Source organism: Moheibacter sediminis (genome assembly GCF_900176425.1).
GTDB lineage: Bacteria > Bacteroidota > Bacteroidia > Flavobacteriales > Weeksellaceae > Moheibacter > Moheibacter sediminis.
Map to the genome: position 1 here is coordinate 83,960 of NZ_FWXS01000007.1, position 15,941 is coordinate 99,900.

Here is a 15,941-nt window from a genome sequence, read left to right on the forward strand (position 1 = left end):
GAATTATATTTTGAAAACATTTCATTCAGCAAATAAAAAATCTTCCATCCTCGAAAGGCTAGAGCCGAGCTTTACATTTGTAGATTTTATCATGATGGCATTTATGTCCTATCAATATTTCAAATTGTGGATGCAACCGGGAATAGGAGATGCTGAAAAGATTTTCCAAATGGCGGCATTGATGGGTTTCGAATTCATTATGGTGCATTCTGGTGTTTTTATGGCTGTGATGCCGCGCAAACTTTCGTTGTTTCTTTTCGTTCCTGCTTATGGTTTGTTTGCTTGGGCATTTAATAGTATAATTGGTGGCGGAAATCTGGTAGTTTACATTTATATGTTTGCTGTATTCAACCGGATGCGTTTTGCTTTTTTCAATGTAGATGAAAATTTGAAAAACAAACAAATCGGACGGTCAGTCTTTGCTGCCATGACTTATTTCTTTTTGTTATTTGGAGTTGCTTTTGGAAGTTCAGTTTTACCTGAATTTGGATTAAATGACGTAAATCTCACACGCATCGGATATGACCAGGCCAAAACACACGGCGGACTTTTTCTTGATGAACCACAAACAGCTATTTGTGCCGGAGCATTGTACTATTTATTTTTAGCAATGTATGCTTTGCCGGGAAAATGGTTCTGGAACGAGGCTAAATTAAACAAATGGTCAGCGGACATGGAGACTCGCATGGAAAAAATGAAACAGAAAAAGGATAATAATTAAATCTATAAATTCTAAAAATATTTTGAAATTTTTTGCAATTCCAATTCATTAAAATCAGAAACGACAATATTAGCTAGCGAATAATCTTGTTGAAATGTATTCATACTTTTAAATCCCGCGCAAAAAATTTCTGCGCGGTGCGCAGCCAGAATACCGTTCGTAGAATCTTCGATGACCATACAGTTTTCTTTGGATTCTTGAGCGATTTCAGCTGCTAACAAAAAGATTTCCGGATGAGGTTTGGATGCTTTCAAGTCTGCGCCGCTAATTTTTCCAGTGAAATATTTCTCCAAACCAAATTTCTCAAACACCATATCAATGGTAGTTCGAGTAGCAGAAGAAGCCAAAACCAATTTCACATCATTTTGATAATAATGTTGAATCAAATCCCGCACGCCCGGCACCAAATCAAATTCCAAATCATTGTAAAAATAATCTTTAAAAGCAGCACGCTTGCCAGTCATTAATTCATCGGTAGAATTTTTCAGGTTAAATTTTTCGATGATGGTCTCGAAAACTTTTTGTGTAGAGGCGCCCGTGAAAGTTGAATACAATTCCTCCGAAACATAAATTCCCAAACCTTCGAAAGTTTTATAATATGCCTTTCGGTGCAAAGGTTCCGTATCTACAATCACGCCGTCCATGTCAAACAAAACTGCTTTCAGTGCCATTTTCTCATTTTAGTTCAACAAATATAATAGTATTTGAGCCTGAGAAATTTTATAGCTTCATATAATTTTTATAACATATACCAAGTAGGAGATGAAACTGGAAGAGCAAAATTACGCACAAACTTAAATTTCAGAAGAAAGCAAGTTCTGTATGTTTTGTTAAATTTTAACAAAAGTGGTATCAATTTTGAAAGGTTTAACTTGGTTAAGGAAATTATCTTTGTTAAAATCTGGGCTTTGAAATTCAAATTCAACACAAAAAAAGTACTGAAACGCATTGGGATTACAATTTTAACGATTGTGATTCTTATTATTTTACTCATTTTGAGTTTGAGGATTCCCGCAGTTCAGAATTTCGTAAAAGACAAATTGGTCGTTTATCTCGAAGATAAAATTCAAACCAAAGTCAGTTTAGAAAAGGTTTATATTGCTTTTCCCAATCGTGTCATTATGCAAAACCTTTATTTGCAGGGGCAAGATGTCGATACACTTTTATCGGTTCGTGATTTTGATGTTGGGTTAAATATGTGGAAATTGCTCGATTCCAAAGCCGACATTACTTCAATTGATTTGGAAGGAATTCGTGCCAATGTGGTTCGAAAACCAGATGGAACTTTCAATTTTGATTACATCATTGATGCTTTTGCTACAAAAGAAGAAGAGGAGGAGTCCAAGCCATTTATCATTTCTTTGGATAAAATTAAATTGCAGGATATTGGCGTAACTTTCAAAGATCAACAATCAAAAAATGACATTAATTTATATTTCAAATCTTTCAATACTCGTGTCAAAACTTTTGATTTAGAACAAAATAATTATGCCGTCAATGATATTAATATAGATGGTTTAAAATTGAAGTTAAAACAAGATTTAGTAGCTGAAGTGGCAGAAAATGTTGAAGAAACGGTTGATTCTTTGAGCCGGCAAAATCCTTTGAAAATTGATTTAAACAAAATAAAACTGACCAATTTCGATATTGACTACGGCGATGACAATACCAAAACTTTTGCAAAAGTTATTTTCAAAGAATTGAGTACGGGAATTAACAAATTGGATTTAGAGAATTCTGCTTTTGACATCGATAATCTTTTACTTTCCGGTGCAAATATCAATGCAAATTTATACTTACCATCAGAAAATCCTAATTCTGAAGTTGAAGAAGAAACGCAAACTGAAACTTCCGTAAATCCAATGAAAATTTTATTGGATAAATTGACTTTGGAAGATGTAAAAGTTATTTACAACAACACTGCAATTGTGTCGACAAAAGAAGGAATGGATTTCAATCATTTGAATTTTTCAAAATTAAATCTCGAAGTTCAGGATTTCAAAATGGAAAATAACCAGTTTACGGGAAGCGTAGAGTCAGCTGAAATTCAGGAAAACCGTGGATTGAACATCGAAAAATTTGAAACAGATTTCGTTTACGAAGAAAAGCAAGCATATCTCAAAAATTTATACCTGCAAACGCCGAAAACCATTTTACGAGATGAAATTGTTCTTAATTATAATTCAATAAACCAATTAAGCGAAGATTTAGGAAATGTGGAAATTTCAGCCGATATCAGAAAATCAAAAGTTTCTTTTGCAGATATTTTGATGCTCGTTCCCTCGTTGAAAAATACCGTTCCATTTAATAAATATCCAAATGCGACGCTCAATATAGATGCCGAATTAACCGGAATTGTAAACGATTTATTGATTCATAATCTGAAAGTTTCAGGATTGGATAAATTGAAAATTGATGCTAACGGACGAATCAAAAGTGCGATGAATCCTGAAAATTTAAATTACGATTTAAACATCAAAGAACTTTCTTCATCTGCCAAATTGATTTATAATTTGGTTCCGAAAAATACAATTCCGTCCAACATTTCTCTGCCCTCATATTTCACGGTTCGAGGAAAAGCAAAAGGAACAACAGAAGTCATCGATGCCAATCTGAAACTGACTTCTACTCTCGGAAATGCTTCTGTAATTGCGAATGTCGATATGCGTAGAAAAGATCGCGAATTGTATAATGTAAAAGCAAATCTTCAAAATCTTCAAATAGGAAAAATTATTCAGAACAAAGATTTAGGCGCAATTTCGGCACAGATTTCTGCGAAAGGCGAAAGCTTTGATTTTACAAGAGCAAATGCTGATTTGACAGGAAAAGTTGCTTATTTTGATTACAATAGTTACCGTTATAAAAATTTAGATTTAAAAGGAAAAATCAACAATGGAAATTACAATATAGAACTGAATTCTAATGATCCGAATGCCGATTTGAATCTGATTGCTTCGGGAGCTTATAACGAAACAAACCCAACTGTAAAAGTAAACGGAGAAATTACAAAACTGGATTTGAACAAATTAGGGTTTTATGCGGAACCTATGATTCTTGCTGGAAAAATTGATGCGGATTTTACCAATTTAAATCCTGACGAATTGAATGGATATTTAAATCTTCAGAATTTTGCATTGTCAGACACAAAAGATATTTTCCCGATTCAGGAAATGACTTTAAATGCCGTATCCACAACTGATTCAACAAAAATAAATTTTACTTCTCAAATTGCAGATTTAGAATTGAAAGGAAAATACAAAATCACACAGATTTTTGGCTCGTTGCAGCGAACGGTTAATCAATATTATCAGTTTCAGCCTGTAGATAGTCTGACGAAAGTTGATTCGGGACAATATTTTACTTTGAATGCAAAAATCAAAGATGATGATTTGATCAGAAAATTTGTTCCTGAATTAAAAAGTTTTCAAACCATCAACATTACCGGAAATTACGATGCAGATTTGCAGAAAATTGAATTGGATGCACAAATTCCACAAGTTGCTTATGGCGAATATTCAGTCGAAAATACATCTTTAAAAATCACAAATGAAAATCAGGCATTGCAATATGATTTGAATGTTGCAGGACTTAACAGCGAAAGTTTTGCGCTGAATAAACTTAGTGTCAGTGGCGATATTGCGGACAATATCATTAATTATAACATTACCAAAAAAGACGACAAAGACGTTGATCAATTTCTGATAGCCGGAAACGTAAAATCGATTGATGAAATCACAGAAATTTCTTTGAATCCAAATGGTTTAAAATTAAATTATATGGATTGGACGGTCGCTGAAAATAATAAAATTCAATTTGGGAAAAATGGAATTTTCGCGGATAATTTTAGGATTTCAAAAAGTGGAAATGAAATTTTAGTTCAGTCAGAAAGCAACGAACAGAACAGTCCTTTGAATGTGAATTTTACCAATTTCGAAATCGAAACGATTACCGAGATGATTAAAAAAGATTCGCTTCTGGCACAGGGAACGATTAACGGAAATGTGCAGTTGAAAAATTTAACGGAAAATCTGACTTTTACTTCAGATTTAAATATTACCAATTTCAGATTTTACGGAAGCCAAATCGGTGACATTGCGATAAAAGTTGACAATGCTTCTGAAAACCTTTTGAATGCTGATGTAGCATTGACCGGAAATAACAATGACGTCAGAATTCTTGGAAACTACAATACTGCAGAAAGTACTTTTGACCTGAATATGGATATCAATCAGATTCAAATGCAAAGCATTCAGGGATTTTCGATGAATGCCATCAAAGAAACCGAAGGTTATCTTTCAGGTAAATTAAATATCACTGGAAATACAGATGCGCCGGTGATTTTGGGATACATCAGATTTAACGATGTCGGGTTGCAAATTGCACAGACCGGAAGTGATTTCAGAGGAATCAGAGATCAGATTGACTTTACGCGAAGAGGAATTGATTTTGATGACTTCCAAATCAATGATAAAGACGGAAATTTCCTCAATATTGATGGAGAAATTCTGACGCAAACTTACCGTGATTTTGCTTTCAGATTAGATATTTATTCGAGAGATTTCAAAGTGGTTGATTCTGAGAAAAATAATGATGCCATGATGTACGGTGTATTGGCAATTGATACGGATTTACAAATTCGCGGTGATTTGAATTTACCCAAAGTGGACGGGACTTTAGCGGTTTCAAATGATACAGATTTTACTTTTGTATTGCCACAATCTTCGCCTTCCTTGCAGGAAAGAGATGGAATTGTTGAATTCATTGACAAAGACCAACCGGTTCTGAATGAAACCATTGAAGATGCTTTGGATTCTCAAACCAATTTCACAGGAATGGATGTAAATGTCAACATTGAACTTAACAAAGAAGCCAAATTATCCATCATCATCGACAAAGCCAACGGAGATTTTGTTGAATTACAAGGCGAAGCGGAATTGACAGGAGGAATCGACCCTTCCGGAAAAACAACACTTGTCGGTGTTTATCAGGTAGAAGAAGGCGGTTATGAACTTTCGGTAAGTTTACTGAAACGTAGATTTGACATCCAAAAAGGAAGTACAATTACCTGGACAGGCGAGCCAACTGCGGCAACTTTAGACATCACCGCAATTTATAAAACCGAAGCTGCACCGATTGATTTAGTTGAACAGCAGTCAAATTTAGAATCTTCTGAAATGAATCAGTTCAAACAAAGAATTCCATTCAATACATTGTTGATTTTGAAAGGTGAATTGATGAAACCCGAAATCACTTTTGACATTACAACGGATGAAGAAAACAGTTCCATTTCTACATTGGTAAAGGATGGTGTGGACGCAAAACTGGCAATGCTTCGCGAAGAAGAATCAGAAATGAACAAACAGGTTTTTGCATTATTGTTGTTAAATCGTTTTGTAGGAGAAAATCCTTTCGAAAGCGGTGCGGGACTTTCGGCAGAAATGATGGCGAGACAAAGTGTAAGTAAAATTCTTTCGCAGCAATTGAATAATTTAAGTGCGGATTTGATCAAAGGTGTAGATTTAAATTTTGATTTGGAATCAAGCGAAGATTACACAACCGGACAGAAAAATACCAGAACTGATTTGAATGTTGACGTAAGTAAAAGATTGCTCAACGACCGCCTGAAAGTTTCGGTCGGAAGTAATTTTGGAGTAGAAGGGGAGGCTCGTCAAAATGAAAATACAACCAACATAGCCGGAAATGTGACTATAGATTACAGCTTATCGAGAGACGGCAGATACATGCTTCGCGCTTATCGCAAAGATGAGTATCAGGTTGCCTTGCAGGGGCAGATTGTGGAAACGGGAGTTGGATTTATCATCACTTTGGATTATGATCAATTCAAAGAAATTTTCCGAAAATCCAAACAGGAGCAGGACAAGAAAACTAAAAAAGAAGTGATAGATTTTAAATAATGGCAAAAATGATTCATAAATACCTGAGATTTTTTTTCGCTTCCGGATTAGCGTTGTTGATTCATTCGTGTAGCAATACCAAATATCTTCAGGACGGTGAATTGCTTTATACCGGAGCGGAAATTAAGATTGAAGATGATTCGATTTCCAACAAGGAAAAGAAAGCATTGAAAGCTGAGTTAGAAGAAAATCTAACGCCAAAACCCAATTCTACCATTTTAGGACTTCGTCCGAAATTATATTTTTACAATTCAACGAAAGAACCGGAAAAGCAAAAAGGGTTTCGCTATTGGCTGAAATACAAAATAGGAGAGGAGCCGGTTTTGTTGCAGGATGTAGATAGAGAATTTAACAAAGATATCATTGAAAATTATTCCGAAAACAAAGGATTCTTCAATGTAAATGCTTCTTACGATACGGTTGCCAAAAACAAAAAAGCGGAAGTGATTTACACCGTTCGTCCGGGGACGAGATATAAAATCAGCGAAGTTAATTTTGAAAAAGATTCAACTTTAATTAATTCAGAAATTCAGAAAACAGCTGACAAATCTTTTTTGAAAGTCGGAAATTATTTTGATTTTGATGTAATTAAAGCGGAACGTGAAAGAATTGATAAAAACCTAAAAGAAAACGGATTTTATTATTTCAGTCCGGACAATATCATCGTGCAGGCAGACAGCACAGTAACGACAAATCACAATGTAGATTTGAATGTAAAACTCAAAGATAATACACCGAAACTCGCCACAGAACAATTTACAATTGACAAAGTAATTGTCTTCCCAAACTACAATATCCAAGATGTAAAAGACGGAAAATACAATGTGCCAATGCGCGCCGATTCGCTTGCGCCTTATGTTTACGAAGACATTTTTGTAGTTGATCCTGATGATAAATTCAAACCCAAAATCTTTGACCGCGTTTTGTATTTTGAACAGGGAGATTTGTACAACCGTGCCGACCATAATCTTTCTTTGAGCCGATTGATTAATTTGGGCGTTTTCAAATTTGTCAAAAATGAATTTGTTGTTTCGGATTCAATTAATAATAAATTCGATGTTTACTATATGCTCACGCCGCGCAAGATTCAGTCTTTGCGTTTAGAAGCTTTGGGTAGGACAAATTCAGCCAATTACGCAGGAAGTGAATTAAATTTAAACTGGACACACCGAAATATTTTCCGTGGTGCAGAACAATTGAAAGTTGCTGTTTATGGTGCATTTGATGTACAAATCGGAGGGCCAGCAGATGCAGCAAATATGTTTCGTGCAGGAGCCAATGCGCAGTTGTCTTTTCCCAGAATCATCGCACCTTTTCGTTTTCCATCATCCAGTGCCTACATTCCCAGAACTAATATCAGTATAGGATATGAATTCCAGAACCGTACAGATCTATACACACTCAATAATTTCAACGCTTCATTTGGGTATGTTTGGAAAGAAAACGAAAGAAAAGAACATGATTTGAAAATCATCGATATCACTTATGTTGCTCCTGCAAACGAAACTGATAAATTTTTAGCTCTTGCAGCAGACAATATTTATTTAAGTAGAATTACAGATCAGCAATTGATTTTCGGGCCAACGTATGCTTATACTTATACAACGACGATGCTTCCTCGAAAAAATACGATTTATTACCGTGGAATGTTGGATTTAGCAGGGAATTTAACGGGTTTACTTTCGGGAGCCAATGCGAAAGAAGGAGACCAGAAAACCATTTTTGATGTTCCGTTTAGTCAATATTTAAAAATGGAAAATGACTTCAGGTTTTATCATAAATTCAGTGAAAAAAGTTCGTTTGCTTCGCGAATTATCGCAGGAGTCGCTTATCCATATGGGAATTCGGTTGATATACCTTTTTCACGTCAGTTTTTTGTAGGTGGAAGCAACAGCATCAGAGCATTCCGTGCACGAACTTTAGGCCCGGGAAGTTATGATCCAAGAAGCCAGGAAGAAGATGCATTTTTCTTTGACCAATCGGGTGATGTGAAATTGGAACTCAATGCAGAGTACCGTTTTAATGTATACAACTTTCTGAATTTAGCGGCTTTCGTCGATGCGGGAAATATCTGGCTAGTCAATGAAGATGCACAACGTCCCGGTGCTAAATTTTCAAGCGAATGGATGAGCGAAATAGCAGTAGGAGCGGGGTTAGGTGTTCGTTTGGATTTTTCGATTTTGGTTTTGAGATTGGATTTGGCAATGCCTTTGCGTGTTCCTTACTATGAAAAAGGCGATCGCTGGACTTTTGATAAAATCGATTTCGGAAGCAGTGACTGGCGAAAAGACAATTTGATTCTTAATATTGCAATCGGATATCCGTTCTAACAATTCATTTTATTTTTTTTCAGATAACTTTGGCAAAGTAGTTGAATATAAACCTCATGTAAACTTTAAAAACATTAGATATGAGAAGTATTCTTTGGTTAGTAGCTGTAATATGTATTATCATTTGGGTGTTAGGATTAATGGGAGTCGGTGGAGGAATGGGCATGGGAAATTTGATCCATATACTATTGGTAATTGCAGTGATCGTTGTTTTGTTCAATATTATTTCAGGACGCAAACCGCTTGATTAATAATTTTACTTTGAACAAATGAAAAATTGCGTCAGGTCGACTATCTGACGCAATTTTTTTTAGAATTAATTCAAATCAATCATATTTCCTTTGGAATGGTATTTGGTTCTGAATAAATTAAGTATGAAATAGATAGATTTTAAGTTTAATTAAAAATTCGAAACTATGCAGACCAAACACATCGACACCCAAGCCCAGTTAAGAGAAGCAAAATCCGACCTTAAATTACAAATGGTCGAAACTGATCGTGAATTGAAGGAAAATTGGATTTTTGCAATGATTGACAAATTATTAGGTGGTAAAAAAAAGAAATCTAAAATAGACGAAACTACGCGTGACAATTTGAAATTCCTTGCTTCTCAACAGTCCAAAAAGATAGATTTAGGGAAAGTGGGTAAAGTTGCATTGTCGATAGGTTTGACCATTGCGGCACCAATTATCGCTAAAAAATTGCTGGATTTAAAGAAAAACAAAATCTAATCACAATATGGAAGACATCATCGGTACAACAGCAGGCGTTTTGACTTCCGTAGCGATGGTGCCCCAACTCCTCAAAGTTATCAAAGAAAAAAATGTGGAAGACATCTCCGGTCTTATGCTTGGCGTTTTGATTACAGGGCTTTCACTTTGGGTTTGGTATGGGTTTATGAAAGGTGAATGGCCTATAATTTTGTCCAATTCCTTTGCCATTTTAGTCAATTTAATTTTGGCATTTTGTGTTTTTAAATTTAAACACAAAAATTAATTTTCTATTTTATTTCTTTTTTAGAACTTTCTTTTTTTGCTTTAAAGAATCAATTTCCTGTTTGTTCTTTTTGAGGTTGTCATTGATGGATTTCTGTTTGGTGCTGTCAATTTCTTTTTGAAGCTGATTCAAAGAATCTTCAGCTCCTGTGGAACCGGAAGAACCGGTTTCAAGCGCACTCTGGAACGGATAATCTCCAAATAAACTGACCAACCTAAACGTACTGTAAATCGTACGGTTTCTGCGGTTTCCCAAAGCAATGATTACAGTTTGGTTTTGATAATCACGTACATAAGTGGAATTATTTCCGTGCCACCAACCGTTATGGTAAAGAATTTTGTTGCCATTGTCCCATTCCATCAAACGGATACCCAATCCATAATTTTTTACTCCTTTGCTTTCGTAACTGTAACCTTTCCAAGCTTCTTCTTTTAATTTTTTCGGAAGAAATTTATCGGAATACATCGCAATATCCATTTTGAGCAAGTCTCTTGGAGTTGAATAAATATTTTTGTCTCCATAAGTGGCATCAAGATGGTCATAAGCCCATTCTTTTCCATTGTATTCATAAGACTTGGAAACTTTTGCAGAATCTTTTTTGAAATCAAACACAAAAGTATTGGTCATTCCCAACGGTTTGAAAATCATATAATCCATGGCTTCGGCATATTTCATTCCCGTTACTTTTTCTATGATTAAAGCCAATAAAACGAAGTTGGTATTATTGTAATAGAATTTTTTTCCGGCTTTTGCCATTGCTTCTGGTTTTGAATTAATTAGAACATTTAAAACATCTTCATTGGTCATCATTTTGGTTTTGTCCCAGTATTTTTTGTCTTCAGAAAGATGTAAATAATTAGGAAGGCCGCTTCGGTGGCTCATCAGATCCTGAATGGTAACATCCTCATATGGAAATCCTTTCAGGTATTCATCGACTTTGTCGTTGAGTTTTAATTTTTTATTTTCAACTAATTTCAGGATGGCAAGTCCGGTCATGACTTTTGTTATGGATGCAATGTGCAAAGGTGTTTCAGATGTAAGTTCTTTTTTTGTTCCGATATCTGAAAAGCCTGAATATCCTTCGTATAAAATTTTTCCGTTTTGGGCTACGAGAAATCCGCCACTTACATTTTTATGAAGCCAAAATTCTTTGTAAAAACGGTCAAGTAAACCATATTTATTTGCTTTATCTATAAGATTTGTAGATGCAAATTCAAATTCGTTTGCCCAATTGAGTGAATCATATCTTGGAATCGAATCTTTGTATTTTTCTGTAGAAGTTAGGTTTAAGTTTTCGTCTGTTTTTTTACAATTTATCAGTGTTAAGGAAATTATGGCAATCATCGCCCACATCCATTCTTTCATTCTTTCCGCTTTTTGAGGGACAATTTAATATAAAACTCAAAAACCTGAATCAAATTTAACTTTTTGCTAAGACTTTTTTATCTGTGCAGAATTGAATTCACTTAATAAAATTCCCGTTGCCATAGCGACATTCAGGCTTTCGGTTTGCTGAAGTTTTCCAAATCTGGGAATCGTGATTCTATGGGAAACAAAAGGAATCAGTTCATCAGAAATTCCATTGGCTTCGTTGCCCATTAGTAAGATAGCATCGCTTGGGAAATCCATTTTGTAAATATTTTTTCCATCCATAAAAGTTCCTAAAATCGGATTTTTATAGGTTGAAAAAACTTCTTTTAAATCTACATAATTGACCTGAACGCGCAAAAAAGAACCCATTGTTGCTTGAATTACTTTAGAGTTGTAGATATCCACCGTTTCATACGAACATATAATCTGCTCAATTCCAAACCAATCCGCCAATCTGATGATGGTTCCCAAATTTCCCGGATCGCGAATGTCATCCAATGCGATGACCAATCCATTTAAATTCATTTTTTTTTGCTGAGGGATTTCACACAAGGCTAAAGCGGTGTTGGGCTGGACTAGCTGGCTGATTTTTTTGAGTTCATTTTCAGAAATTAAAATTTGCTCAACCGATTTTGAATTGAATATTGCCGAAGTGGTATAAATTTTGTCAATCCTGAAAGGACTTTTAATAAGTTCGTCGATGATTTTAACACCTTCAACCGTGAACTTGTTATATTTTTGCCTAAATTTTTTTTTGACAAGCGAATTGATTAGCTTGCTATCACTATTAGTTAACATCTGAAATGAGGTATCTAACCACAAAGATAATATTATTCATCGGTTTTCTGTTGATTGTGTACAGTTGCAGTACAACCAAAAAAGTGCCTGAAGGAGAATTTTTGTTGACTAAAAATAAATTTGAATTTGATGGAAAAGAAAAACCATTCAAATCAGAACTTCAAGATTATGTAAAACAACGTCCCAATAGTAAATTCCTCCAAATAATTCCATTTCAGCTTCTTTTATACAATATGAATCCTGCAGAATTGGATACGGTTTTTGAGGAATATTATGATTTGACCCAAAAGAAAAGAACGCAGGAATCTCTGGATAGCTTGTTTTTGAAAAACGGATTAGAGAAATATGTAGGAAGAAATTTCTGGCTAAAAAGATTCATTTATAATTCAGGAAAACCACCTGTTATAATAGATACTGCAATGTCAGCATTCTCTGAAACCAATCTGGAGGGATTTTATTTTGACAAAGGTTATTTTGATGCCCATGTGCAGTCATCGCACAATTTGGACAGCTCTTCTAAAAAAGGACAGGTTAATTATAAAATTAATCCCGGGGAGGCATCATTTATCAATTCTTACAAAACTCAGATTACTGATACTATTGTCAAAGGAATCTATGAAAGAACAATTGAAAGGAGCAACGTAAAATCAGGAAATCGTTATGACATGGATGATTTCGTTGCGGAAAAAGACAGAATTGTCGAAATGATGAGAAACCGCGGTTATTATAAATTTAATGATTTGGGTAATGATGTGGAATTTACCGCTGATACAACACACAGTGACAAAGCATTGGATGTGACTTTGCTCATTCCGGCAGAAAAAAAATCAGATTCCACTCATTTGAACAAAATATTTAAACGCTACAGATACAATCAAATTCATATTTATCCTGATTCTGGTCCTGTACCAAGCGGGCAGCCAAAACCGGAATATTTTGATACAATTTACGAAGGTTATCATTTACATTATGTCAATCCGGAAATGAAACATCGACCGAAATTTTTTACAGACGCAATGGTGGTAAGAGAAAAAGGTTTATACAGATACGATTCAGAAGTTCAAACCAAAAGAAATATTTTAAAAAGAGAAGGGGTAAATCTGGTAGCATTCACTGATTCTGTGGCTTTGGATTCTTTGTTAAATGTCAAGATTTACATCACCCCCAAAAAGAAATATGATTTATTCTACGGAGCAGATTTGTCTTGGTCGGAATTTATGAATTTTGGTGTTTCTCCGCGGGTAACATTATTGGCTAGAAATTTATTCAGAGGCGGAGAAAATCTGGAAACCACATTCAGAGGAACTTTAGGAAATGTAAACGAAAAATTCTCAGATGACGGAACTTTTTTCAATGCATTTGAAATGAGTTTCAACACGGCTTTGAAATTTCCTTATTTGGTTTTTCCCTTTAATCTCGACGGCGTTTTTCCGAAAAGATATTTCAAACAAACTGATTTGAGATTAGGAGCCGGTGTTCAGCGGAATATAGGATTGGGTCGTGTAACTTATAGCACTGGAATGGATTATAATATTTCATTTCGCGATACCCACGAACACCGTCTGAGTATTTTCAATACTGAGTTCATCACAAATCTCGAGAAAGAAAAATATTTTGATGTTTTTGTTGCAGATAGAGGGATCAGGGATAATATGTTTGGCCAATATTTTATTTATGATGAAAACGTTGGTATTCAGTATAATGCTAATTTGATTTCTGATGATGAAGTCATCAATCTACTCTTAAATGATGTGGGTTTTTTAAATTCACTGGATGAAGAAACTGGAGCAAGAGACCTGAGTGTTTTTGCAAATATGTATTTCCGTAAGCAGACCATCACGCAAGATGTTTTGATTTCTTCCATGATTTATCAATACAATTATGACGAAAGCAAAAGAACCCGGGTAAAGCACCCTTGGTTTTTCCGTGGAAGGATTGAACTCGCAGGAAATGTTCCGGCATTATTGGACAATGCATTCGGATTTGAAAAAACTCAGATGGCTTCGGGGAAAGAATCGGGAATGTTGTTCAATGTTCCTTATTCTCAATTCATTAAAGTAGATTTAGACGTAAGGAAATATTTCAATTTAAGTCCAAAATCAAGTATTGCAACACGTGCATTTGTCGGGTTGATTGAGCCTTACGGAAATGCCGATTTCATTCCATTTTCGAGAAGTTATACCGCAGGTGGTGCTAACGATATGCGTGCTTGGGTGGCAGCAACTTTGGGTCCGGCAGACATTCCACGTTTTGATGGGGGAGAAGATATTTTTGCGATTTCTAATATGAAGTTACTTTTGAGTGCCGAATATAGATTTAACATTACAGGCATTTTCAACGGGGCATTTTTCGTCGATGCCGGAAATATCTGGGGAACCGATAAAGACTACGAACCTTCTTTGTTTCAATTCAAAGATTTTTACAAAGAAATGGGAGTAGGTTCAGGGTTAGGGCTTAGACTGGACTTGACTTATTTTTTGATCAGAGCAGATTTCGCTTATAAAATTCATGATCCATCTTTCGAAGAAGGAAACAGATGGCGTTTCAACGATTTCAATATTTTGCGCCCGCGACTGGCATTTGGTATCAATTATCCTTTTTAAATTTGAATTAATGATATTTCAGAATTACACTGATAAATCAACTTTAAACTTCAAACATTGAACTTTAAACAAAAAAATAATTAGTTTTGTAAAGCAATTCAAACAATCTTTTAAAACAACAACTATGAGCAGAAAATTCCCTGCCGGTGTAGCAACCGGTTCCTTAGTAAAAGAAATCATTCAGGATGCAAAAGAAAATAAATATGCACTTCCGGCTTGTAATGTAATTGGTTCAAGTACTGTAAATGCAGCCATGGAAGCCGCAGCAGAAGTAAATTCACCAATTATTATTCAGTTTTCAAATGGTGGTGCAGCATTCAACGCAGGCAAAGGTTTAAAAGGTGAAAATCAGCTCGCAGCCATCAAAGGTTCAGTTGCAGGTGCATTGCATATTCACACTTTGGCGGAAGCTTACGGAGCAACAGTTATTTTACACACAGACCACTGCGCAAAAAATCTTTTGCCTTGGATCGATGGTGTGATGGATGCTAACGAAACTTATTACAAACAAACAGGTAAAACACTTTTCAGTTCACACATGTTGGATTTTTCCGAAGAACCTTTGGAAGAAAATGTAGAACTTTCTAAAAAATATTTGGAAAGAATGGACAAAGTGGATATGACTTTGGAAGTTGAATTAGGAATTACCGGAGGTGAGGAAGACGGCGTTGACAACAGTGGTGTTGATAATTCATTGTTATATACACAGCCTGAGGAAGTTGCTTATGTTTATGAGCAATTGAAACAGGTAAGTAACAATTTCTGGGTAGCAGCTGCATTTGGAAATGTTCACGGAGTTTACAAACCAGGAAATGTAGTTTTGACACCTAAAATTTTAGATAATTCTCAGAAATATATTCAGGAGAAATTTAATACGAAAACCAATCCTGTTGACTTCGTATTCCATGGCGGGTCTGGTTCTACATTGGAAGAAATCCGAGAAGCAATTGGATATGGTGTTATCAAAATGAATATCGATACCGATTTGCAGTTTGCTTTCATGGAAGGAATCAGAGATTATTTCGGTTCGAAATCAGAATATTTAAAAGCCCAAATCGGAAATCCGGACGGAGCAGACAAACCGAATAAAAAAATCTACGATCCACGTGTTTGGGTGAGAGAAGGTGAAGTAACATTTAAGAAAAGATTGATCCAGGCATTTGAAGATTTGAACAACGTTGGAAGACTTGGATAAAAATATTTTAAT

Annotated in this window: 11 protein-coding genes; 8 read left to right on the forward strand and 3 right to left on the reverse strand. The window is 35.2% G+C overall.

What is annotated here, in order from left to right:
- The first annotated feature begins 10 nt into the window (after window positions 1-10).
- The gene (locus B8977_RS10985) at window positions 11-721 is read left to right on the forward strand and encodes a hypothetical protein (protein WP_143736470.1); all 711 of its coding nucleotides are present in this window, start codon (window positions 11-13) and stop codon (window positions 719-721) included.
- A gap of 11 nt (window positions 722-732) precedes the next feature.
- On the opposite strand, the gene B8977_RS10990 is transcribed toward B8977_RS10985, so the two are convergent.
- Window positions 733-1,392 carry an HAD family hydrolase gene (locus B8977_RS10990; RefSeq protein WP_084017769.1) on the reverse strand — a complete coding sequence of 220 codons (660 nt, stop codon included), beginning with the start codon at window positions 1,390-1,392 and terminating at the stop codon, window positions 733-735.
- Window positions 1,393-1,629: 237 nt separating this feature from the next.
- Here B8977_RS10990 and B8977_RS10995 point away from each other — a divergent pair, with 237 nt between their 5' ends.
- The 5 genes from B8977_RS10995 (at window position 1,630) to B8977_RS11010 (ending at window position 9,962) form a co-directional block, all read left to right on the forward strand.
- On the forward strand, window positions 1,630-6,636 hold the full coding sequence (locus tag B8977_RS10995) for a translocation/assembly module TamB domain-containing protein (protein WP_084017881.1): 5,007 nt from the start codon (window positions 1,630-1,632) through the stop codon (window positions 6,634-6,636).
- Window positions 6,636-8,966: a translocation and assembly module lipoprotein TamL gene (gene tamL / locus B8977_RS11000; protein ID WP_084017770.1), complete on the forward strand. Its 2,331-nt coding sequence runs from the start codon at window positions 6,636-6,638 to the stop codon at window positions 8,964-8,966. Before B8977_RS10995 ends, tamL (B8977_RS11000) begins: the two co-directional genes overlap by 1 nt.
- An 80-nt stretch (window positions 8,967-9,046) precedes the next feature.
- Entirely contained in the window at window positions 9,047-9,217 is a 171-nt protein-coding gene (locus B8977_RS15020; RefSeq protein ID WP_143736471.1) for a lmo0937 family membrane protein, read from the forward strand.
- Window positions 9,218-9,382: 165 nt separating this feature from the next.
- The gene (locus tag B8977_RS11005; RefSeq protein WP_084017771.1) at window positions 9,383-9,697 is read left to right on the forward strand and encodes a hypothetical protein; all 315 of its coding nucleotides are present in this window, start codon (window positions 9,383-9,385) and stop codon (window positions 9,695-9,697) included.
- A gap of 7 nt (window positions 9,698-9,704) precedes the next feature.
- Window positions 9,705-9,962 carry a SemiSWEET transporter gene (locus B8977_RS11010; protein WP_084017772.1) on the forward strand — a complete coding sequence of 86 codons (258 nt, stop codon included), beginning with the start codon at window positions 9,705-9,707 and terminating at the stop codon, window positions 9,960-9,962.
- A gap of 9 nt (window positions 9,963-9,971) precedes the next feature.
- Here B8977_RS11010 and B8977_RS11015 read toward each other — a convergent pair whose 3' ends face one another.
- Both B8977_RS11015 and B8977_RS11020 read right to left on the reverse strand, forming a co-directional pair.
- Window positions 9,972-11,327, reverse strand: a complete 1,356-nt coding sequence (locus B8977_RS11015) for a serine hydrolase domain-containing protein (protein ID WP_084017773.1) — start codon at window positions 11,325-11,327, stop codon at window positions 9,972-9,974.
- 66 nt (window positions 11,328-11,393) lie between these two features.
- Window positions 11,394-12,131 (reverse strand): RNA methyltransferase, encoded by a 738-nt coding sequence (locus tag B8977_RS11020; RefSeq protein WP_084017774.1) that lies wholly within the window; start codon window positions 12,129-12,131, stop codon window positions 11,394-11,396.
- Between the two features lie 5 nt (window positions 12,132-12,136).
- Here B8977_RS11020 and tamL (B8977_RS11025) point away from each other — a divergent pair, with 5 nt between their 5' ends.
- Together tamL (B8977_RS11025) and fbaA are read left to right on the forward strand one after the other, a co-directional pair.
- On the forward strand, window positions 12,137-14,734 hold the full coding sequence (tamL, locus tag B8977_RS11025) for a translocation and assembly module lipoprotein TamL (RefSeq protein WP_084017775.1): 2,598 nt from the start codon (window positions 12,137-12,139) through the stop codon (window positions 14,732-14,734).
- Between the two features lie 124 nt (window positions 14,735-14,858).
- A complete protein-coding gene (gene fbaA / locus B8977_RS11030; protein ID WP_084017776.1) occupies window positions 14,859-15,929 on the forward strand; it encodes a class II fructose-bisphosphate aldolase in 1,071 nt (356 codons plus the stop codon).
- Window positions 15,930-15,941 lie beyond the last annotated feature (12 nt).